At 62.7% G+C, this 20,603-nt stretch carries 17 protein-coding genes; 5 read left to right on the forward strand and 12 right to left on the reverse strand.

Going from position 1 to position 20,603, the window contains the following annotated elements; all coding sequences use genetic code 11:
• Positions 1–13: 13 nt before the first annotated feature.
• From ABD837_RS08705 to msrA, 4 genes are all read right to left on the reverse strand, one after another.
• A complete protein-coding gene (locus tag ABD837_RS08705; RefSeq protein WP_345052987.1) occupies positions 14–796 on the reverse strand; it encodes an amidohydrolase in 783 nt (260 codons plus the stop codon).
• Between the two features lie 161 nt (positions 797–957).
• Positions 958–2,112, reverse strand: coding sequence for a methionine aminotransferase (locus tag ABD837_RS08710; RefSeq protein WP_345052989.1), 1,155 nt, complete (start codon positions 2,110–2,112; stop codon positions 958–960).
• Between the two features lie 139 nt (positions 2,113–2,251).
• Complete coding sequence (locus ABD837_RS08715; RefSeq protein WP_345052992.1) at positions 2,252–6,106, reverse strand: PAS domain-containing sensor histidine kinase; 3,855 nt, start codon at positions 6,104–6,106, stop codon at positions 2,252–2,254.
• Positions 6,107–6,271: 165 nt separating this feature from the next.
• The gene (gene msrA, locus ABD837_RS08720; RefSeq protein ID WP_345052995.1) at positions 6,272–6,946 is read right to left on the reverse strand and encodes a peptide-methionine (S)-S-oxide reductase MsrA; all 675 of its coding nucleotides are present in this window, start codon (positions 6,944–6,946) and stop codon (positions 6,272–6,274) included.
• A 315-nt stretch (positions 6,947–7,261) separates the two neighbouring features.
• Between msrA and ABD837_RS08725 the strand changes: the two genes are divergently transcribed.
• The 3 genes from ABD837_RS08725 to ABD837_RS08735 all read left to right on the forward strand — a co-directional run bounded on the left by ABD837_RS08725 (position 7,262) and on the right by ABD837_RS08735 (position 11,356).
• Positions 7,262–7,660, forward strand: a complete 399-nt coding sequence (locus ABD837_RS08725; protein ID WP_345052997.1) for a hypothetical protein — start codon at positions 7,262–7,264, stop codon at positions 7,658–7,660.
• Positions 7,661–7,753: 93 nt separating this feature from the next.
• On the forward strand, positions 7,754–10,261 hold the full coding sequence (locus tag ABD837_RS08730) for a carboxypeptidase-like regulatory domain-containing protein (protein WP_345053000.1): 2,508 nt from the start codon (positions 7,754–7,756) through the stop codon (positions 10,259–10,261).
• A gap of 90 nt (positions 10,262–10,351) precedes the next feature.
• On the forward strand, positions 10,352–11,356 hold the full coding sequence (locus ABD837_RS08735) for a fatty acid desaturase (RefSeq protein WP_345053003.1): 1,005 nt from the start codon (positions 10,352–10,354) through the stop codon (positions 11,354–11,356).
• Between the two features lie 82 nt (positions 11,357–11,438).
• On the opposite strand, the gene ABD837_RS08740 is transcribed toward ABD837_RS08735, so the two are convergent.
• The 3 genes from ABD837_RS08740 to ABD837_RS08750 all read right to left on the reverse strand — a co-directional run bounded on the left by ABD837_RS08740 (position 11,439) and on the right by ABD837_RS08750 (position 13,104).
• Positions 11,439–11,891 carry a hypothetical protein gene (locus ABD837_RS08740; RefSeq protein ID WP_345053005.1) on the reverse strand — a complete coding sequence of 151 codons (453 nt, stop codon included), beginning with the start codon at positions 11,889–11,891 and terminating at the stop codon, positions 11,439–11,441.
• An 81-nt stretch (positions 11,892–11,972) separates the two neighbouring features.
• Positions 11,973–12,410 carry a hypothetical protein gene (locus ABD837_RS08745; RefSeq protein ID WP_345053008.1) on the reverse strand — a complete coding sequence of 146 codons (438 nt, stop codon included), beginning with the start codon at positions 12,408–12,410 and terminating at the stop codon, positions 11,973–11,975.
• Between the two features lie 145 nt (positions 12,411–12,555).
• Positions 12,556–13,104: a YceI family protein gene (locus ABD837_RS08750; RefSeq protein ID WP_345053010.1), complete on the reverse strand. Its 549-nt coding sequence runs from the start codon at positions 13,102–13,104 to the stop codon at positions 12,556–12,558.
• Between the two features lie 176 nt (positions 13,105–13,280).
• On the opposite strand from ABD837_RS08750, the gene ABD837_RS08755 reads away from it, so the two are divergent.
• Positions 13,281–16,223: a hypothetical protein gene (locus tag ABD837_RS08755; protein WP_345053012.1), complete on the forward strand. Its 2,943-nt coding sequence runs from the start codon at positions 13,281–13,283 to the stop codon at positions 16,221–16,223.
• On the opposite strand, the gene ABD837_RS08760 is transcribed toward ABD837_RS08755, so the two are convergent.
• The 3 genes from ABD837_RS08760 to ABD837_RS08770 all read right to left on the reverse strand — a co-directional run bounded on the left by ABD837_RS08760 (position 16,207) and on the right by ABD837_RS08770 (position 18,389).
• Positions 16,207–16,644, reverse strand: a complete 438-nt coding sequence (locus ABD837_RS08760) for an alpha/beta fold hydrolase (RefSeq protein WP_345053014.1) — start codon at positions 16,642–16,644, stop codon at positions 16,207–16,209. The genes ABD837_RS08755 and ABD837_RS08760 overlap by 17 nt on opposite strands.
• A 27-nt stretch (positions 16,645–16,671) precedes the next feature.
• Entirely contained in the window at positions 16,672–17,136 is a 465-nt protein-coding gene (locus ABD837_RS08765) for an alpha/beta fold hydrolase (RefSeq protein WP_345053016.1), read from the reverse strand.
• A 419-nt stretch (positions 17,137–17,555) separates the two neighbouring features.
• A complete protein-coding gene (locus tag ABD837_RS08770; protein WP_345053018.1) occupies positions 17,556–18,389 on the reverse strand; it encodes an alpha/beta fold hydrolase in 834 nt (277 codons plus the stop codon).
• Positions 18,390–18,615: 226 nt separating this feature from the next.
• Here ABD837_RS08770 and ABD837_RS08775 point away from each other — a divergent pair, with 226 nt between their 5' ends.
• Positions 18,616–19,185 carry a hypothetical protein gene (locus ABD837_RS08775; RefSeq protein ID WP_345053021.1) on the forward strand — a complete coding sequence of 190 codons (570 nt, stop codon included), beginning with the start codon at positions 18,616–18,618 and terminating at the stop codon, positions 19,183–19,185.
• Between the two features lie 163 nt (positions 19,186–19,348).
• On the opposite strand, the gene ABD837_RS08780 is transcribed toward ABD837_RS08775, so the two are convergent.
• Together ABD837_RS08780 and ABD837_RS08785 are read right to left on the reverse strand one after the other, a co-directional pair.
• Positions 19,349–19,753: a hypothetical protein gene (locus ABD837_RS08780; protein ID WP_345053024.1), complete on the reverse strand. Its 405-nt coding sequence runs from the start codon at positions 19,751–19,753 to the stop codon at positions 19,349–19,351.
• Positions 19,754–19,775: 22 nt separating this feature from the next.
• Positions 19,776–20,567, reverse strand: coding sequence for a TonB family protein (locus ABD837_RS08785; protein WP_345053026.1), 792 nt, complete (start codon positions 20,565–20,567; stop codon positions 19,776–19,778).
• Between the last annotated feature and the right edge of the window lie 36 nt (positions 20,568–20,603).

Raw genomic sequence — 20,603 nt, forward strand, 5'->3', positions numbered from 1 at the left:
CGGACCACACCAGTTACCCCAGCAGCTCGAACACGTCGCCATCATTCAGCGCGGCGAAGCGGGCACGGAAAGCATCTAAATCGGACCGACTGAGGGTGTGGGTGAATACGCCGTCCTGCGATTCTGCCGCAACCAAGTAGTTGCCCTGGGCGTCGAGCAGGGCTGAGTCGCCGCTGTATTCGTGGCCGGAGCCGTCGCGGCCCACGCGGTTTACACCCAGGGCACAGGCCACGTTTTCGATGGCGCGGGCCCGGAGCAGGGTAGTCCAGGCGGTGCGGCGCACGGCGGGCCAGTTGGCCACGTAGAGCACGAGGTCATACGGCTCAACGGCCTGGTTGCGGCTCCAGACGGGAAAGCGCAAATCGTAGCACACCAATGGGCAGATGCGCCAGCCGCGCCATTCTTCTACCAGTCGGGCGCCGCCAGGCGTGTAGGTGTGCTGCTCGCCGGCCAGGGTGAAGAGGTGGCGCTTGTCGTAGTAGCTCAACGAGCCGTCGGGCCGCACCCAGAGCAGGCGATTGTAGTAGCCGCCTTCCTCCTCGATGATAACGCTACCCGTAACTACTGCCTGACGGTGGGCCGCGGTGGCGCGCAGCCAGGCCACGGTGTCGCCCTGCATGGTCTCGGCCTGTCCGGCAGCTTCCATGCTGAAGCCGGTGGTAAACATCTCGGGCAGCACAATCAAATCGGTGGGCCGCGTGAGGCCAGCCAGCAGCTGGTCGAAGTTGGCGCGGTTAGCGGCCGGGTCGTGCCAATGCAGGGCGGTCTGGACGAAGGAAACGGTGAGGTCGGACATGAATGGTCGCGGTGAAGGATAGCAGTTCAAAGAACGTCATGCCGAGCGCAGCCGAGGCATCTCGCATGCTTTAATAAACCAATCAATAGAAGTTAGTGGTGGCACGCGAGATGCCTCGGCTGCGCTCGGCATGACGGGCTCTCTTAACATCCCGAACTTCCCTACCCGCGCAGTCGGGTTGCTGCCGCTTGCAGCGTGGCGCTTTCCTTGGCGAAGCAAAAGCGGACCAGGCCCTCATCAAAGCCGTCGTGGTAAAAGGCCGACACTGGCACCACCGCCACGCCTTTCTCGCGGGCCAGGTACTGGGCAAATTCGAGGTCGCTGGCCGATGACAGCGCGTTGTAGCGGGCCAGCTGGAAATAGCCGCCGGGCACAGGCAGCAGCTCGTAGCCCGCGCCATCGAGCAGGGCTCGGAATTCGTCGCGCTTGGCTTGGTAAAAGGATGCCAGGCCCCGGGCGTGGGCATCGGTGGGGTCCTGTTCGAGCGCATCGGCGAGGGCGTGCTGGGTGGGCGTATTCACGGCGAAGGTAACAAACTGGTGCACGCGGCGCAGCTCGGCGGTGAGGGCCGGCGGGGCCACGCAGTAGCCCACCTTCCAGCCAGTGGCGTGGTAGGTTTTGCCGAACGACGACAGCACGAAGCTGCGCTCGCGCAGGGCCGGGTGCTGGCGGGCACTCATGCGAGGCGCCCCATCGAACACGAAGTGCTCATACACTTCATCGCTGAGCACCAGCGCATCGGTGCCGTCGAGCAGGCGGGCCAGCTCGTGCCAGTCGTCGGCTGTGAAAACGGCGCCGCTGGGGTTGTGGGGCGTGTTCATGAGCACCAGCCGGGTGCGGGGCGACACCACCCGGCGCACCGCATCCCAGTCGGGCCGGAAGTGCGGGGCGGGCAGGCGCACGTAGCGCGGCACGCCGCCCTGCAGCCGGATGGCGGGGCCGTATAAATCGTAAGCCGGCTCAAACACCAGCACCTCATCACCGGGCCGCACCACGGCGGCCAGCACACTATATAGGGCCTCGGTGGCACCAGCTGCTAGGGTGACTTCGGTGGCTGGGTCAGGGGCGGGAGCATCGGAATGCAGGCGCGCAACCTGGGCGGCAATGGCTTCGCGCAGCCGCGGCAGGCCCGGCATGGGGGCGTACTGGTGGTGGCCGGGCGTGAGGGCGTGCCGGGCCAGCGCCGCCAGCAGCGCCTGTGGCGGGTCGTAGTCGGGAAAGCCCTGGGCGAGATTGATGGCACCGGTTTCCTGGGCCAGCTGGGTCATTTGGGTGAAAATGCTAACGCCCACATCGGGCAGCTTCGATTGGAGCACGGGAGGGAAGGGTAGGAGGTGATGAAGTGAATAGTTGCTGGGGTGGTGAGGGTAATGAGGTGATGAAGTGAAAATTCGAAACGATTACTTACTCCATCACCTCATGACCTCATCACTTCCCGACCCCATCACCTCAGAATCATAAATAAAGCCGGAACGTGGTACCCTCATCTACGGCGCTGCTGACCTCGATGCGACCGCCGTGGTTCTGCACAATGCGGTTGACGAGGAACAGGCCCATGCCCGTGCCATCGACGTGCGAGTGGAAGCGGCGGAACAGCTGAAACAGCTGCGGCCCGTAGCGCGCCATGTCAATGCCCAGGCCGTTGTCCTCCACCGTGAGGATGGGGCGGCCGGTGGTGAGGTCGGGTGCGCTGCTGAGGCGAATGCGCGGCGGGCGGGCCGGCGAGGCGTAGCGCAACGAGTTGCTGAGCAGGTTCTGGAGAATGCTGTGCAGGTTGGGCCGCACAAAATTTACCACGGGGTAGGTAGCAAAGTCGCAATCGACCAGGGCCGCGCTCTGCGTCAGCTGGTCGTGCAGGCCATCGAGCACTTCCTCCACAAGCGGGGCCAGGTCGACGGGGCCGGGCGGCACTTGCTGCTCGAGGCGCTGCACCTGCACAATGGCCCCCAGGTCGTCGATAGTCCCAAAAATCCGGGCCAGGGCCCGCTCAAAGTAGTCAACCAGCTTCATCGACTCAGGGTCGGTGAACTTGGCCGTGCGCGTGAGCTCGGCGAAAATGCCCGCCATGTTGTTGATGGGCTGTTTAAGGTCGTGCGAGGCGGTGTACACGAAGTTGTCGAGGTCCTCATTGGTCCGGAGCAGGCGGGCGTTGTTGGCCTCCAGCTCCTGGCGCACCTGCCGGAAATCGTGCACGTCGGTATTGGCCCCAACCCAGGTGCTAATGTCGCCCTGGGCATCGCGCAGCGACTCGGCCCGCACCAGAAACCAGCGGTACTCGCCGTCGTGGCGGCGCCAGCGCATTTCGCGCTCCAGCATGTTGCCGCTGGCCAGGCTCTGCTGCCAGTGGCGCAGGGCTTCGGGCAGGTCGTCGGGGTGCACCACCTGCTCCCAGCCCCAGTCTTTCAGGTCCTCGAAGCGCAGGCCGGTGTAATCGTACCAGCGCTGGTTGCAGTAGTTGAGGCGGCCGTCGGGGCGGGCCGTCCAGGCCAGCTGGGGCAGGGTTTCGAGCAGTTGCTTGAAGCGGGCCTGGCTGTGCAGCACCTGCTCCTGCAGCACGCGCAGCTGGTGGATGTCGGTGTTGGTGCCGTACCACTTCACCAAGTGGCCGCTGGCGTCGCGGCGGGCCTGGGCCTGGCCCAAAAACCAGCGGTACTCGCCGTCGTACCGGCGCAGGCGAAACTCCGCCTCGTAGTAGCGTTGCGTGCTCAGAGCAGCCTGCCAACGGTCCTGCATGTGGGGGTGGTCGTCGGGGTGCACGTAGCTGAGCCAGTGCTCGGCGCCGTTCTGCTCCATACCTACGCCCAGATAGGCGGCGGTGCGGTGGTTGTAGTAGTCCACGGTGCCATCGGGCTGGGCCGTCCACACCTGCTGCGGAATGCTTTCGGCCTGAATGCGCTGCTCTTCTTCGCTCTCGCCCAGCTGCTGCTGCAATTGGCGCAGGGCCGTTACGTCGGTGTTGGTGCCGAACCAGCGCACCACTTTGCCGTTGGCATCGCGAATGGGCCGCGCCCGGCTCAGAAACCAGCGGAACTGGCCATCGTGCCGGCGCAGCGGGAAAGTGTCCTCCCAAGGCTGGTCGGAGCGCAGGGCGGCGAGGTAGCGGGCATTCACCGCATCGCGCAGGGTTGGGTCGTGCACCTGCTGCCAGCCGTTGCCGTGCATTTGCTCGGGTGTGAGGCCGGTGTAGTCGTACCAGCGCTGGTTGTACCAGAAAATTTTGCCGTTGGCTTCGGCCATCCAGGCCAGTTGGGAAATATTGTCGGCCAGGGCCGCAAAATTCTCGCGGCTGCGGGCCAGTTCCTCGGTGCGCTCGTGCAGTTCGTGTACTTCGGTGGTGGCTGCGCTGAACCCGGCTAGCTGGCCATCGGGGCCCCGGTAAGGTTGGGCGCGGGTTTGCACCCAGCGATTTTCGCCGTCGTGGCGGCGGCAGCGGAACGTGACCTCCCAGGGCTCGCCGGCCTGCATGGCCGCCTGTGCTACGGCCCGCACGGCGGCCTGATCTTCGGCCGGCAGGCTGGCCCAGCCATTTTCCACGGGCTCGGCGGGGTCGCGCCCCGTGTACTCGTAAAAATAGGGGTTGAGGTAGGTGAGCTGGCCGGTTTGGTCGAAGTTGGCAATGAACACCGGCATGGCCCGCGTAATGGCCCGCAGCTGCTCGTCGCGCTGATTCACCTCGAGCGACAGCTCCACTGCCTGCCGACGGGCCAACACTCGCTCGCTCACATCAGTGGCAAACGTGAGAATGCCGCTGATGCTGCCGGCCGCGTCGTGCATGGGCACGAATGAAAAGTTGAAGTACTTCTCCGTGCCGGGCGCGTCGTTGGGGTTCAGCAGGGCCGGCATCTCCTGACCAACGAAGGACTCGCCGGTGCGGTACACGTTGTCGAGGATGGCCAGGTAGCCCTGAGTTACCAAACCGGGCTGCAGCTGGGCCAGGGGCTGGCCCAGGCGGGGGCGTTGGCCTGTGGCGCGGGCGTAGCCACTATTGAAAAAGGTATAGCGGTGGTCGGGGCCTTCAAAGGCCGCAATGTAAGCCGGGGCCTGCGACAGTATCTGGCTCAGCAGGCGGTCTTTGGCTTCGAGGTGGCGCTGGGTTTCGCGCAGCTCGTGCACGTCGAGCATGTAGCCGTTGCGGCGCAGCAGCCGGCCGTCGGTCCCGAACTCTGGCACGGCCTCGGTGATAAACCAGCGGTACTGCCCGTCGGCGCCCCGCAGGCGTACTTCTACCCGCCCCAGGCGCGGCGACTCAATGCTGTCGGCAATTTCGCTCTGGGCACGTTCGTGGTCGTCGGGGTGCAGAATGTGGGGCCACTGTATGTCTACCTCGGCCCAGCCCGTGTCGGCGGGCAGGCCCGTGTACTGGTACCACTGGGGGCTCATGTAGGTGGTGCGGCCCAGGGCATCCGTCACAAAGGTGATGAAAGGCAGTACCTCGGCCTGGCGGCGCAGGCGCAGGTCGGCCACGCTGGCGCGCACGTTCAGGGCTTCGGACTGCTGGCGGGCCTGCACCTGGGGCGTCACGTCGGTGGCAAAACTCATCACGCCCGTCACCACGCCGGTGGCATCGCGCAAGGCTTGGTAAGAGAAGTCGAGGTAGTAGGTGCGCAGCTGGCCGGTGGCCTGGTTGCGCAAGTGTAGCGCCGCGGCCTGGTCCTTTACGGTAAGGCCGGTGCGGTACACGTGGTCGAGCAGCGCAATGGTGCTCTGGTCGAGCAGCTCCGGAAAGCACTCGAGCACGGGCACTCCAAGCTGGGCCCGGTTTTGGGTCAGGGCGTCGTGGGCAAGGTTGGTGAAGGCGAAACGGTGGTCGGGGCCTTCGGTGGTGGCAATAATGACCGGGGCATCGGTCAGAATCTGTTGCAACCGCTCGGCGCTGGGAGCCGCCGTGTTCACGCTGGCACTCACATCGGCCAGCCGCAACAAATGGTAGCGAATGGCCCCCGCCGTGCCCATGCCGCCCGCCGCCACGGGCTGAAGGGTGGCTTCCCAATAGCGCGGAGCGGGTTGGGTGGCGGCTTGCGACTGCCACGTGGGGCCCAGTACCTGCGCGCTGCCCGACTGTGCCGCGTACAGGGCCGTCGTCCAGCTTTCGGCCGGGGCCAGCACGTGGCCGGCAGCCGTTAAGGCTGCGTGCAGGGCGCGCAGGGGCTGGTTCGTTATCGTTTCAGGTCGCGCATCGTTGCCCAACAAAGTACAAGCCGCTGCGTTCAGCCCTAGCACGGTGCCCGTGGGGCCCAGCACCACATGCGGCGTAGGCAAGGCGCCGAACAGCAGCTGAAAGTCTAGGTCGGGAGCAAAAAGAGCAGGCATACGCGGTGGAAAGGCCAGCCCGCGAGGCAAGGGTAAATAGGGCGCGGGCCGCTTGGGTCTTCAAAGATAGAAGCCCGGCCGCCCGAAACAGGTCCAACGCAAACAGTCCCGGCCGAAAATCGGCCGGGACTGCGCAGGTGCCGGCGAACGAGCCGTTTGCCGCGGTTACAGCGGGTTCTTCAGGTCTTTGGCGAATACGCGCTGCACGTGCTCGACTTTGCGGGCCGATACGTTGGTGATGTAGGGGTTTTCGGGGTGCAGGCGGTAGTAGCCCTGGTGGTAGCCCTCGGCGGCCCAGAATTTCTGCATGGGCAGCACCTGGGTCACGATTTTACCACTGTACTCCTTCGAGGCGTTGACGCGGGCAATGGTGCTTTCCAGGATTTTCTGTTCCTCCGGCGTGCGGTAGAAAGCTGCCGAGCGGTACTCGGGGCCCACGTCGTTGCCCTGGCGGTTGAGCTGGGTAGGGTCGTGCGAGGCTGTGAAGAAAATGTCGGCCAGCTTCTGGTAGCTCACCACTTTGGGGTCGTAGTAAACCTGGACGGTTTCGGTGTGACCGGTGTTCTGGGCCGCTACTTCCTCGTAAGTGGGGTTGGCCTTGGTGCCACCGGCGTAGCCGCTCACCACCTGTTTCACGCCCTTAATCTGCTCAAACGCTTCTTCCTGCGCCCAGAAGCAACCGCCGGCGAACGTGGCCATCGCCAGGCCGTTGAGGTTGGCCGGCGCAAAGCCCGCCGTGGAGCGGGATGGGTTCTGGGCTTCGGCCACGGGTTGCGTCCCGCAGGCAAACAAAAGCGCCAGCACACTCAGGCTGGCCAGGGACTTCAGTCGGGTTCTCATAAAACGGCTTTAATCAAAGAATTGAGGCCCGCTGGGGGGGCGTTGCAGCGGTAGACGGCAGGTGGTGCCATTCCTTACACCAGCATTTGCCCGATATACGCAACCCATCTCTATCTGGCCTTAACGGTCTGTTAGGGCTAGCCACACCAACGGCGTGCCAGGTCCAGTGCGAAATTTCTCGATTGACTGCCTACGTATTAATACCGGGAAAATGGCGTGAAAACTCCCCTTTCAGGTAATCAAGCATTATTTTCTGCAAAAAAGTAGCTGCGTGTACGTATTTCGCGTATTGGCCCGACCTGTTATGATGCCCCGATGTCGATACAACTTTTACTGGACGAACCCCAAATTGCCATTTCCTACGACCACCTGCATGAGTGGCTGTATGCCGACTGGCAGGGCGACCAAGACCTGAACAGCGTGCAGCAGGGCGGGCATGAGATGTTGCGCCTGCTTGGCCAGCAGCGCTGCCACAAGGTGCTGAACGATAACCGCAACGTGACCAGTATGTGGAGCGATGCGGCCGAGTGGGCCGGCAAAGACTGGTTCCCCGCCATGATGGAAGCCGGCCTGCGCTACTTCGCCTGGGTATACTCGCCCAACGTGTACAGCCGCCTCTCCACCGACCTCACGCTGCAGTTCACGCACGGCAATGCCGTCATCGCCACCTTCGACGACGTAGACACCGCCCGTGCCTGGCTGGCACAGGTATAAGGAAAACAGGTGTGGGCCTTCGGGCTGCGCACGAAGGGAAGCTATATTTGGAAGCGCAGGCAGGGGATTCTACCCCCTTGCTGTCGCCTACCAATGCCAGCATCTTCCTTTTCGATTACGAGCCGACGGCTGGGTAACAGCCTTGTCGCTCTCACGGTGCTGCTTGGCTTGGCGTGGCATCCACCTGCTCCCCCAGCCGTGCAGCAGCTGGTGCAAAAAATGCAGGGGTTTTACCGGCTCAGCCGGCCCGAGAAAGCCTACCTGCACCTCGATAAATCCGTTTATACCGTAGGCGAAACCATGTGGTTCAGCGCCAGTGTGGTCGCCGCCGATACCCATCGGCCCGATACCCTCAGCCGGGTACTGCATGTTGAACTACTGGCCGGCAACGGCCGGGTAGTGAGCCGGCGCGAGCTGCGCCTCGATGGCGGCCGCAGCCACGGGGCCATAACGCTGCCCGATACACTTGCGCCCGATACCTACCAGCTGCGGGCCTACACCGGCTGGATGCGCAACGCCGGCCCGGAATTCTTCTTTAGCCGCCGCATTCAAATATGGCCGGCCGCTTCGCTGGTTGGCGATAGCAGCCCGGCACAGCTACGCGCCAACGCTGTCGCTGCGCGCCGGCTCAGCACCACGCTATCCCGTGCCCCCGATGTGCAGTTTTTTGCCGAGGGTGGTTCGCTGGTGGCGGGGCTCACCAACGTGGTCGCCTTTAAGGCTACGGACTATGCGGGGAATGGACTCGATGTTCAGGGACAGGTGCTGGATGCTCAGGATAAGCCAGTGGCTACATTTCGCAGCAGCCATTTAGGGATGGGGTCTTTTTCTTTCGCGCCGGTCGCCGGGCAGCGCTACCATGCCGTGGTAGCGCCCGGTGGCGTAGCGCTACAAGTGCCCCTGCCCGCCGTGCAGCAGGAGGGCTACACCTTGCACGTAGTCACGCTGGCCAGTGCGTTTCTGGTAACCATACAGCGCCACGGTGGCTCTAGCAGCACCGTGTCGTTGCTGGGGCAGGTGCGGGGACAGGTAGCTTATATGGCCCATGGCGAGCTAACTGCTGGCCACGAAACGTACACGACGCGCATTCCCACCAGTCAGTTTCCGGCCGGTATTGTGCAGTTCACCTTGGTTGATGCGCAGGGCCAGCCCCTGGCCGAGCGCCTGGCCTTTGCCGCACTGAACCCCAACCTGCGCGTGACGCTCACGCCCGACCGCGCCAGTTACGGTCCGCGCCAGCCCGTGCGGGTGCACGTTGCCGTAGCCGATGCTGCCGGCCAGCCCGTGGCCATGCCCCTCTCGCTGGCCGTTGCCGATGCCGGGGCCGTGGATGCAAGTGCTGAAACCATTGCCGCAAATTTGCTGCTGACCTCTGACCTAGCCGGCTACATCGAGAACCCCGGCTATTATTTTCAAAACCCTACCCCGGAAACTGCGCAGCACCTCGACGCCCTGCTGCTGACCCAGGGCTGGCGGCGGTTTGTGTGGAAGCAGCTGCTGGCGGGCCCATTGGCTGCGCCCGAATTCGGCGTCGAGCGGGCAATCGGGATTCGGGGGCAGGTGACGCAGCCCAGCGGCAAGCCCGTTGCTGGCGGCACTGTTACGTACCTGCAAACCCGGCCCGAAAAAATATACCTCAGCACGCGCACCAACCCCGAAGGACGGTTTCTCTTCACCGGCCTGGACCAGTGCAACGACACCACCCGCCTCACGTTGCAGGCCCGCACCGACCGCGGCAAGCGCAACCTGCTGCTGAGCCTCGACCCCGGGCCTCCGGTGCCGGCGGGCCGGCTGCCCGTGCTGCCGCTGCAAACCCCGGCTGCCCTGGCCGATGCCGTGCAACGCAGCCAAGCCCAGCACGCCGCCGAAATCAAGCTGCAATTCGACACCACGCACAATGTGATGCTGAGCAACGTGCAAGTAAATGCCCGCCGGGCCGTGCCCACCGACTCCCGCCGAATTTACCCGCTGGGCTCGGCTACGGTGCTGCGCATGGATGATTATCCAACGGCCCGCAATGGGTCGTCCACGGCTTTGCAGATGCTACAGGGCCGCGTGCCCGGCGTATCCGTTACCGGCGTCGACCCCAATATTCACGTGCAGATTCGGGGAATAAATTCGCTGTCGGGCTCTTCCGAGCCACTGTACCTGCTGGATGGTGTGCCCATAACCGCCGATGCCCTGGCCTATTTTCCGGCGGCTGATGTAGAAACAATTGAGATTTTGAAGGGCGGGCAAGCAGCCATTTTTGGGAGCCGAGGGTCGGCAGGCGTCATTGCGGTCTACACGCGGCGCGGCAGCCCCAACTATAGCCCCAGCGTCGAGAAGGCACCGGGGGTACTTGCCCTGCGGGTGCCGGGCTACGCTTGCGCCCGCGAGTTTTATGCGCCGCGCTACGACGTAGCCACTGCCCGGCGCAACCTGCCAGACCCTCGCCGCAGCACGCTTTACTGGAACCCGCGGGTGAGCACCAACGCCGCCGGCCAGGCCGACGTAACTTTCTTCACGGCCGATGCCGTCGGCCAGTTTCGGCTGAGCGCCGAAGGCATATCAGCGGCCGGGCAGCCTGCCGTGGGCAGTGGCAACCTGCTGGTTCGCTAGCTTGCTGCGCGGGTTAGCACCCCACTTTACCGTAGTTTTGTAGGAACGCCTGCGCACGCCACTCCGGCTTTCGCCGTTGCTCCATTTCTTATGGCTTCAGCACCTACTGCTTTCATTGTGGCCACGGCTCCCGAGCCGCACCGCGTGCGCACCCGCCAAATCATCAAGGCCCACCCCGAGGTGAAGCAGCTGATGACGCGCAACCCTGCCACCTTTCTCATCGGCCTGGGCTGCGTGGTGGCGCAGGTAGCCCTTGCGTATTTCCTGCGTAACCAAGCTTGGTACTGGACCATTCCGGTAGCTTACCTGGTGGGGGCGTTTTTCTCGCACACGCTGTTTGTGGTTATTCACGAAGCGGCCCACAACTTGGTGTTCCGCAAGCTGTGGCAGAACGTGGCCACCGGCATTCTGGCCAACTTTCCGTCGATTTTCCCCACGGCCATCAGCTTCAAGAATTTCCACATCAAGCACCACGTGTTCCAGGGCGTGCACGAGCTCGATGCCGACCTACCCGACTGGTACGAGGCCAAGCTGATTCACAACTACAGCATCGGCAAGGCCATCTGGCTCTTTTTCTTCCCGCTGTTTCAGGTCATTCGCACGGCGCGCTGCCGCGAAGTGGCCACCATCGACCGCTACGTGGCGGCTAACATCGTGGCCCAGGTAGCCTTCGATGCGGCCATTGTTTATTTCTTCGGCTGGACAGCGCTGCTGTACCTGTTCCTGAGCTTCTGGTTTTCCGTGGGCCTGCACCCGCTCGGGGCCCGCTGGATTCAGGAGCACTACCTCACCCTGAGTGACTCGCAGGAAACCTATTCCTACTACGGCCGCCTCAACGGCATCAACCTCAACGTGGGCTTTCACAACGAGCACCACGACATGCCCAGCATTCCGTGGAACAACCTGCCCAAGCTCAAAACGGTCGCGCCCGAGTTCTACGAGCCGCTGCTGGCCCACCGCAGCTACACCAAGCTGTTCTTCAAGTTTCTCTTCGACCAGGAAATCAGCCTCTACTCGCGCATTATGCGCAAGGACCGGGGCACCGCCACCCTCAAAGACCAGAGCGTGCCCGATAAAGAACTGCTGTCGGCGTAGGGTGCCGCGTGGTTTCAATAATAAAAAAGGCGACCTCTGAGGTCGCCTTTTTGTTGTCAAAATTGGCCGGAAGGCCGCCCGCTTATTGGTTGCGAACGCCGCAGGGCGAGGCCGAAACGCTGCCGAGCACCAGGTGCGGAATGGGAAAAGGGGCTTGGTCGGCGGTGCAGAAGCGCGGCGTGGCCCCGTGGTTCGGGTCGGTGTTGTAGGTGAAGTAGACGCGCTGGCCCCGCTTATTGAGTGGGCCAAAGTCGGCGAAATTCGTGGCCGCAATAACGTTGGTGTTGCCCAGAGTGTCGGGTGAGGTGTACGGCTGGATGGATTTGCCGATGGGAAACTGGCTATCCACCTGAATCAGGATGCCGTCCCAGCACCGGTCGCTCAGCACCACGCCCGAGAAGCAGGTGGTGGGCGGTATGCCGGGAAAGCAAATGATGGGAGTAGGGGCCGTATCGGAGTCGTTGCTCTTATCGCAGCTTGATAAGCTGCCGATGGCCAGCATAGACAGGCCCAGGAGGAAGAAAAAACGTGGCATAGGAGGGGAGATTGTAGCGCTGGAACTCCCAGCTGTAGCGCTGACCGGCACCTAGCTCCTCGCGTTGCATGACCCCGACAGCTATTGCCAGGTTGGTACGCAGGCTGTGGTCGAAATATCACTCAGCCGCATGCCGGGCACCGGCTCCCGTACGCCATCGGCCACGTAGCAGCCCAGGCCGTACACCAGAGAATCGGGCTCGGCACTGAAATACAGGCGTTGGCCAATGATATTATTGAGCGTGCCTGGAACGGTGGCGGTACTGACGCTGCTGGTGATGTCGCGCGAGTTGCTCACGGCAATTACGTTTCTGCCCAGGAACACCGGGCCGTTCCCCCCATTTCTCGAAGTCGGCTTGCCAATCGGGAAGCGAGGGTCTACGTCAATCAGCACGCCGTTTACGCAGGTAACGGCCACTATCTGGCCCGTGTAGCAGGTGCCTCCGGCGTATTTTTCGCAGCTGAGCAGAGGCAGGAGCATGACTGCCAACAAGCCGCAGTAGAGGAGCTTTCGAAACATGGCGGAAAGGAAAAAAAGTGGAAAGGAAGGACCCGAATGCCTGCTGCCTGCCCTGACCGCCCTGCCGCTGCCCGCGTTGCGTGGCCACCAAAGAAAACGGCGGCCCTAAATGGGGCCGCCGTTTTCTTTCGCTGATTCGGTGGAATTAGGCCTGCTTGGCAAACTGCACGTTGAAGCTCAGCTTTACGTCGTCGCCCACCACAATGGAGCCGGCTTCCGTCACGGCACCCCAGGTGAGGCCGAATTCCTTGCGGTTGATTTTGCCGGTTACTTCGAAACCGGCCTTGTGGTTGCCGTAGAAATCGACGGCCGAGCCGCCGTATTCGGCCTCCAGGGTTACGGGCTTGGTTATGTCCTTCACCGTGAGATGGCCAGTCACTTTGTACTCGTTGCCGCCCGTTTTCACAAACGAAGTCGACTCGAACTTGATGTGCGGGTACTTGGCTGCATCGAAGAACTCCTCGCCGCGCAGGTGCGCATCGCGCTGCTCCTGGTTAGTGTTGATGCTGTCCACATCAAGGGTGAACTCCACTTTGGCATTGTCATAGTTGTCGTCGGTGGCCGATTGCAACGTGCCGGCGAAGGTGTTGAACGCGCCCGTAACGGTGGAAATAACCAGGTGCTTGATTTTGAATTGAACTTCGGAGTGCGTGGGGTCGAGTACCCACTTGGTGGCGGTGATGGTATCAGACATGGCTTTGGGTTCTGGTTGAGGGTGAAGTGCTGTGCAAAGGTAATCGATGTATGTACATAAAATGTTTATACACGAATTAATTTTTTCGGCAGGCCAGTTTCCTGGTCCATGCGGAGGCTGTGCAAAGAAGGAGAGTGCCGTTCTTTAAGCCTCCATAGTTCGCCTCCCTCATCTTCATGCGCCGTTTCTTGCTTCCGGCCCTGCTGAGCTTGCTCTCAGCGGACTTCGCCCACGCCCAAAGCCTGCCCGTGCTTTCGCAAAACCCGCCTGCCCTGCGCTGGCAGGAGGTTCACACCCCCAATTTCCGGGTGCTTTACACCGGCGCGCTCGATTCGGCAGCGCAGCGCACGGCCCTGCGGCTCGAGCAGCTGCACGGGCCGGGCGTGGCCACACTGGGCGTGCGCCCCCGGCCAATTACGGTGGTGCTGCAAAGCCAGACTACGGTCAGCAACGGCTTTGTAACCTTTCTGCCCCGGCACGCCGAGTTTTTCATCACCCCCGAGCAGGGCATGGGATTGGGTACCGTGGATTGGCTCGATGGGTTGGTGGTGCACGAATTCCGGCACGTGGGGCAGTTCGAGAAGGCCCGGCAGGGGGTGGGCCGGGTGTTGGGCCCGCTGCTGGGCGATGGCGCCTTGGGCGTAGCCGCCGTGGGCGTGCCGCAGTGGTTTTTCGAGGGCGACGCGGTGGGCACCGAAACGGCCCTCACGCGCAGCGGCCGCGGGCGCATTCCGTATTTCAGCGTGGATATGCGGGCCAACCTGTTGAGTGGCCGCCGGTATTCGTATCAGAAGGCCGTGAATGGCTCGTTGCGCGACAATGTGCCCAACTGGTACGTGCTGGGCTACTTCATGACGTCCTACCTGAAAACCCACCACGGCCCCGACGTGTGGAGCCGCGTGCTCGACCACTACTACCGTTTTCCCTTCTACCCGTTCTCGTTTTCCAACGCCATCAAGCGCACCACGGGCCTCACCGTTGAGCAGGTGTACGACCGCACCATGGCCGAAATCGACTCGACCTGGCGCGCGCAGCAGGCCGCCCAGCAGCCCGATACACGGGCGCACGCGCTGGCGGTGCAGGAATCGGAAAAGGTTTTTACGCAATACCAATACCCACAGTACGTGGACGCTGGCACGGTGCTGGCTCTGAAAACGGGCCTCGGCCACATCGCGCAGTTTGTGCTGCTGAACCGGTACGCCTCGGGTCCGGCCGGGCCCGAGCGCACGGTGTTCGTGCCGGGCCAGCTCAACATCCCCGAAATGCTCTCAGTGAATGGCGGCAAGGCGGTGTGGCCCGAATACCAGCAAAATGCCCGCTGGGGCCAGCAGGTAGCCTCCGAGCTGAAGGTGCTGGACCTGGCTACCGGTCGGCTCACGCGCATCGGAAAGGGCAAGCGCTACTCGGCTGCCGCGCTCTCGCCCGATGGCCGTCGCCTGGTGGCTGCCCGCACCGACGCCAGCTACCACCACGCCCTGGTTATTCTGGATGCACAGACCGGGGCCGAAATCCAAACCCTGCCCAACCCGGCCAACGACTTCTACCAGCAACCGCGCTGGATGCCCGACGGCCGCCGAGTGGTAGCCGTGGCGCTCAGCAAGGCCGGCAAAACCATTCAGCTACTCGACCCGGCTGCCGGTACTACCCAAAACCTGCTGACCTGGGCCAGCGTGAACTTGACCAACCCGCAGCCCTGGGGCGAGTACGTGCTCTACAATTCGTCGCAGATAAGTGAGGTTCCGCCCAGCGGTAGCGGAGAAGAAGTCTTTAGCCATCCTTCCAAGGCGGGGGTAGACAATATTTACGCCGTTGCGCTAGCCAATGGACGCACATATCAGGTCACGACCCGACCGTTTGGCGCATACCACGCAGCCGTGTCGCCCGATGGGCGCTCGTTGGCGTTCCACGACTACCGCGCCACCGGAGCCCGGGTGATGGAAATGCCGCTGAACCCTTCGCAGTGGGAAGCCGTTTACGGCCGTTCAGCTGCCGACACGCCCGGGCCTTACGCCACCAAGCTGGCCGCTCAGGAACCCGCCGGCCGCGAAATAGCCCGCCTGCTTGCTCGGCCCGACTCCGCGGCGCGCTACGGGGTGCGGCGCTACGTGCCGCTGGCCCATGCCTTCAACCTGTTCAGCTATGGGGTGGTGCAGAGCCCGACGGGTACTGGCGTGGCCGTGGGCCTGCGCTCGCAGGATGTGCTGAACACCACGCAGCTGTTTGCTGGCCTGGGTTACGACCCCACCGAGCGCACCTTCAGCGGTACGGCGGCCGTGAGCTACCAGGGCCGCTACCCGGTGTTCGACGCCGATTTTACTTACGGGGGGCGCGACGTGGCCGTGGCTTACCAGGGCCAGCTGCTGCGCGACCAATGGCAGTATGCCCGCCTCACAGCGGGGGTGCGGCTGCCGCTCAATCTCACCCATTCCAAATACTTCCAAGGGTTGAACGTGGGCGCCTATTTGCTACACGAGCAGGTGTTTGGTTACGACCTGCCCGTACGCAAAGCCACTGAAGTATCGCCCAATCGGCCGCTCAACGCGCTGCAAACTTCTTTCAGCTACGCTTCCCAGCTTAAACGCAGTGCCCGAGACGTGGCCCCGCGCGCTGGCTTCGCAGTGCTGGGTACCTCGCGTATCACCCCCTTCGGCAGTGGCCTGGAGGCGCGGCAGTGGGGCGGGCAGGCGAGCCTGTTTCTGCCCGGCTTGCGGGCCCACGACGCGGTGCGGGTGCGGGCCGGCTACCAGTGGCAAAACCAGTTGCAGTACCAGTTTGCTCCTACCATCAACATTGCGCGCGGAGAGGGCTACACCAGTTTCGACCAACTGGCTGTGCTCGGGCTCGACTACAACCTGCCGCTGGCTTTCACGCATTGGGAGCTGGGGCGGGTGCTCTACGTGCAGCGCCTGCGGGCCACTGTATTTGGCGACCTGGCCCGCGGCAACGGTTTTCGGGGCGCGGCTACCAGCTACACCTATCGCAACGCCGGCGTCGATGTGCTGGCGCTCTTCAACGTGCTGCGCCTGCGCACACCACTCGAAGGCGGCGTGCGCATAACGTACCGGGGCGCGGTGGGAAAGTGGCTGATTGAACCCCTGGCCTTCAGCCTGCGGCTCTGAACTGCGGCTGGGGCCTTGGAAGCACTGCTATTCGGCTGCCTGGCACCGAGGTGCATCCGGGCACGGCCCAGCTCACCACCGTGCCCGCCGGCAAGGCCAGCGGCTGGCCCAGGAATTTGCCAATGGCGGCCAGCGTAGCCTCGGGCGCAGTAAGGTGCGGGAAGTGGCCGCTGGTGTCGATGATAACCAGCTGGCTGTGGGGAAACTGCTCGTTCAGGTAGTAGCCCACGCCCAGCGGCACCATCACATCGCGGGCCGGCTGCACAATGAGGACAGGCGTGCTTAGCAGGGGCAGCGCCATGCGGCTGTCGTTGAAGAAAGCTACCCGGGCCAGATGGCGCAGCACCCCGGGATTGGTGCTGGCAAAGCTGCTTGATAGGGCCATAATCAGGTCGGGCCGGCCCGCGTCGCCCACTGCCACCGGGGCAAATGCCTGCGCCCATTCGTCCTATTTGTTCTCGAGACTGACAAGTAGCTCTTCGACGTCGGCGGTCTCGAACCCACCGGCGTAGTCGCGTCCGTTCAGGAAGCGGGGCGACGGGGCCAAAAGCACCAGGTTGGCAAACCGGGCGGGCTCGCGCACGGCAGCCAACACGCCAATCATCGCCCCAATGGAATGCCCCACGAACACCACGCCGGTGAGGTCGAGCACGCGCAATACGTCGAGCAGGTCGTCGGCGTGGCCAGCGAGGCTGCCGTGGCGCTCGCGGCTGTACTCGCCCAATTGCGAGCCGCCGGTGCCCACTAGGTCGAGACGCACCACGCGGTAATGGGCTTCGAATGCGGGCAGTAGCGGTTGCCAGATGGTTTGGTTGCAACCCAAGCCATGGAGCAGCACCAGGGCCTGCCGGCCCCGGCCTGATATGTGCACGTGGCTGCGCGATAGAACAGAAGAAGATGGCGCGTTGCCCATTTGAAGTAGCGGATAGAAGGAGAAAGAAGGGGTCGGCCGCGCCAGCAACTGCCCCGGCCCATTGAGCAGTGTCTGGAAGTGGCAAATTATTCCCCGATTGGGAAATACATCTACTACATTTTAGCTCTTGAATTAGATTGCTAACGCGCTGTTTGATAACTAATAGTGTCAATAAGGCAACGCATCAATTGCACACTGGATTTCATAAGTTAGCCATGCCAATCTGAGAATCAAAAACTCTTCCAAAGCCCGACTACTGCAGTGGCCCAAACGCAGCTGCGCCCCGCTCTCCGGCCAGGCCCGCAGGAAACGGGTGACCGAAAAACGGGGCACAGAGTAAGAGCCAGCCCAGAGGAATTGGAGAATGGAACTTGGCCTGATTGTCCTGCTTGCTCCTTCGCCGGAAGGACAGACTGCGCTTAGCCCGGCAGCAAATCCTGCTTCAGGAAGCCATCGATGACGGCCAGGGTTTGTTGCGGAGCACTGAGGTGAGGGCAGTGCCCACCGGTTTGGATTACTGTGATGCGGCTATCAGCCAGCTGCTCGTTGATGTAGTGGCCCACCGCCAGCGGGGCAATCACGTCGTGCGACGACTGCACCACCAGTGTGGGCGTGGTGAGGAAGGCCAACTCGGCGCGGGTATCGGAGAGGAACGTAACGCGCGCGAAGTGCCGGGCGATTTCGGGATTGGTGCGCACGAAGCTATTGGTGAGCTCCATCACCAGCTCGGGCGACTCGTCGGCGCCCATCATCACCGGCGAAATGCCCTGCGCCCAGCCGTGGTAGTCGGCCTCCATAGCTGCCAGCAGCTCGTTAATGTCCTTCTGCTCGAAGCCGCCGGCGTAGCCTTGCTCGTTGATGAAACGAGGGGAGGGCGAAATCAGTACCATTTTTTTGAAGCGCTGGGGTTCGCGCACGGCGGCAATCACGCCAATCATGGCGCCCACCGAGTGGCCCACAAATACCACATCGTAAAGGGCCAGGGTACGCAGCACGTCGAGCAGGTCGTCGGCGTGGCCGGTTAGCTCGCCGTGGCGCTCGCGGCTGTACTCGCTCAGCTGCGAGCCGCCGGCTCCCACCAAATCGAGCTGTACTAACTGGTAGTCGGGCTCGAAGTGCGGCACCAGCAGGCGCCAGCTAGCCTGGTCCGCTCCCAGGCCGTGTAGGAAAACCATGGCGGGTGTGCCCGGGCCGCTGGCTCCGGAAATGGTAACGTTGCTGCGCTCCAGAATTGCAGTAACGGTAAGACTCATACAGGAAAAGTAAACGAGGTTGAAAAACGGTTGTCCCGCTATGGTGGCCCCGAAGACAGCTAAAATAGTGGTGGGAATTGATTGAGTGAAAAGCGGAATCGGCCGGGAAGGTTGTTTTCGAGCTGGTTGTTTTATTTGAACTGAGCGCAGCCGGTGATTAGTCCTCTACAACAGTTTGGCCAACAGCTAGCTGCAGCAATCCCGGTAGGCTGCTTATCCTTGTCGAATGATACTGCGCACGCTCTTCCTGTTTTTATTGGCCCTGCCCGCTGCCGCTCAGCGCTACGATGTTCGGCTTGGTACCCCAGTGGCAGGTTTTGCCTGGCAGCCACTGCCCGAGGCCAAAGCCGCCGTGCTGCTGCCTGCCGGCTGGCACTACCGGGCCGAAGGCACCAAAGCTGCTCCCACTTATTACCTCACCCTGGAGCCCGTGGGCGAAAGCGGCGAGTTTGCCACGGGCCTGTCGCTGCAAGTAGTGCGCAAGGCCCGGGCGCACACCCGGCACGCCGCCCCCGAATACGCCGAATTGCTGATGTTGCGCACCGGTTTCGGCCCGGGCCGGCAGCGGCTAGCCGATACAGCCGCGGTAGTCGGCCCGTGGCATAAGTGGGCCGTGCGCTACCGCGAAACCACGCCCGACGCCGAACCCCGCATTGTTTATCAACTGGCGCTGGCCAATGCCAGGACCGATACGCTCTACCTGCTCACCTTCGAAAGCCCCGAGAAGGAGTGGGCCGAAGCCTGGCAGCTGGGCAACGTAATGGTGCGCGAGCTAGTGCTGGATTCGCGGCTGTAGAGGCTGTATATGTGGCTTACCAAGGCTCCTTTTTCAACTCACGCGTGGTTGCGCGACGGTATAGCCGTTCTTGATTGCCTTCAAATGGCGTGATGAGCAATCCCTCAGTGCCTCTGCGGGTATATAGACAGTGCCAGGCCGGATGACATCAATAAGTGCGTACCTACTTCTCTACCTCAAGCCGGGTTTTATCTTTTTGCTGGTGGTATTTTCTCCAGTAATGAAGCGAGTAAGGCTGCAGGCTTTGCAGTGAAAAGCTGTTTTTCCGGATTTTAGCAATTCGATACCGGTATATTTTCCCGCTGTCAATCAGCATCCCGTAGCGCGGCGGGGCCGGTGTTTTAAAATATAGCCTCAACGTATCGGCCACCAGTTGGTAAGTGCCTCGGCCGCTTAAGCTGCCGACATCGGTCCACCACAAGTACACGAACTGATTGCCGGTGAAACGGAATATCTCGCCTTCGAAAGCTACGTGATGCCTCGTTTTATAAACTCCATTCACAAACTGCGCCCTGGCCGTGCCTGGTTTGACAAAGAGCAAAGCCAAGGAAAGCAAGCCGTATCTCATTTTAAAAAGTGCGTTTGGCCAATTACATCCCAAACACCAGCGGCGCGGTGTAGGCCACGGCCACCGGACAGCCGTTCTGCCGGCCGGGACGGAACTCAGGAAGCTGCCGCACGGCCGCCAGGGCTGCTTCGTCGCAGCCGTGGCCGATGCCTTGCATCACCTGGGCATCGCGCACCTTGCCATCGGCGCCTACCACAAACCGCACGTATACCCGGCCTGCTATGCCGGCCGCCCGCGCCGCCGCCGGGTATTCTAGGTGCTGCTGAATGGCCATGACAATGGCCGTGCCGCCGCCGCCGGTCAGGAGTTGAGGCATTTGCTCGGCGTAGGCGTACACGCGGCCGAGGCCGGCGGTGTACATCTTGGACGGGGGCGGGTTGGGGTAGCGAATGGTGAGGCCCATACGCACTGCCACCGGCTTGCCTTCGCGCAGGGCCGGCTGCAAGCGTGGGAGGCCTTGAATGGCCGCCAGCACAGCTGCCGTAGCGGCGGCCGGGGCGGGGGCGTAGCCGAGCTGCTGGCGCACGCCCGCCTCGCGGGCCTTGCCACTGGCATCAACCACAAATTCGACGTGCACTTCGCCGTGCGGGTCCGTTTTGAGGAAATCGGCGGGGTACACGGCTCGGCTCTGGATGAGCTCGGTGGCGGTGAGCACGTCGAAGGAGCAGGGCGTAACCTCGTCGGCCGAATACACTTTTTCGGGTGCTTTGGCAGCGGCGGGTCGCTTAGCTGAGCGTGGCCTGGTCTGGGCAGCGGCCGGAGCAAGCTGCGCCAGCCCGCCAACCAGCAACAGCGCCGCGAGTAGGGTTTTCATGGCCCGAAGATAGCCGCCACCACACAGGGCACGGCA

This window comes from Hymenobacter glaciei (genome assembly GCF_039539585.1).
Taxonomy (GTDB): Bacteria; Bacteroidota; Bacteroidia; order Cytophagales; family Hymenobacteraceae; genus Hymenobacter; species Hymenobacter glaciei.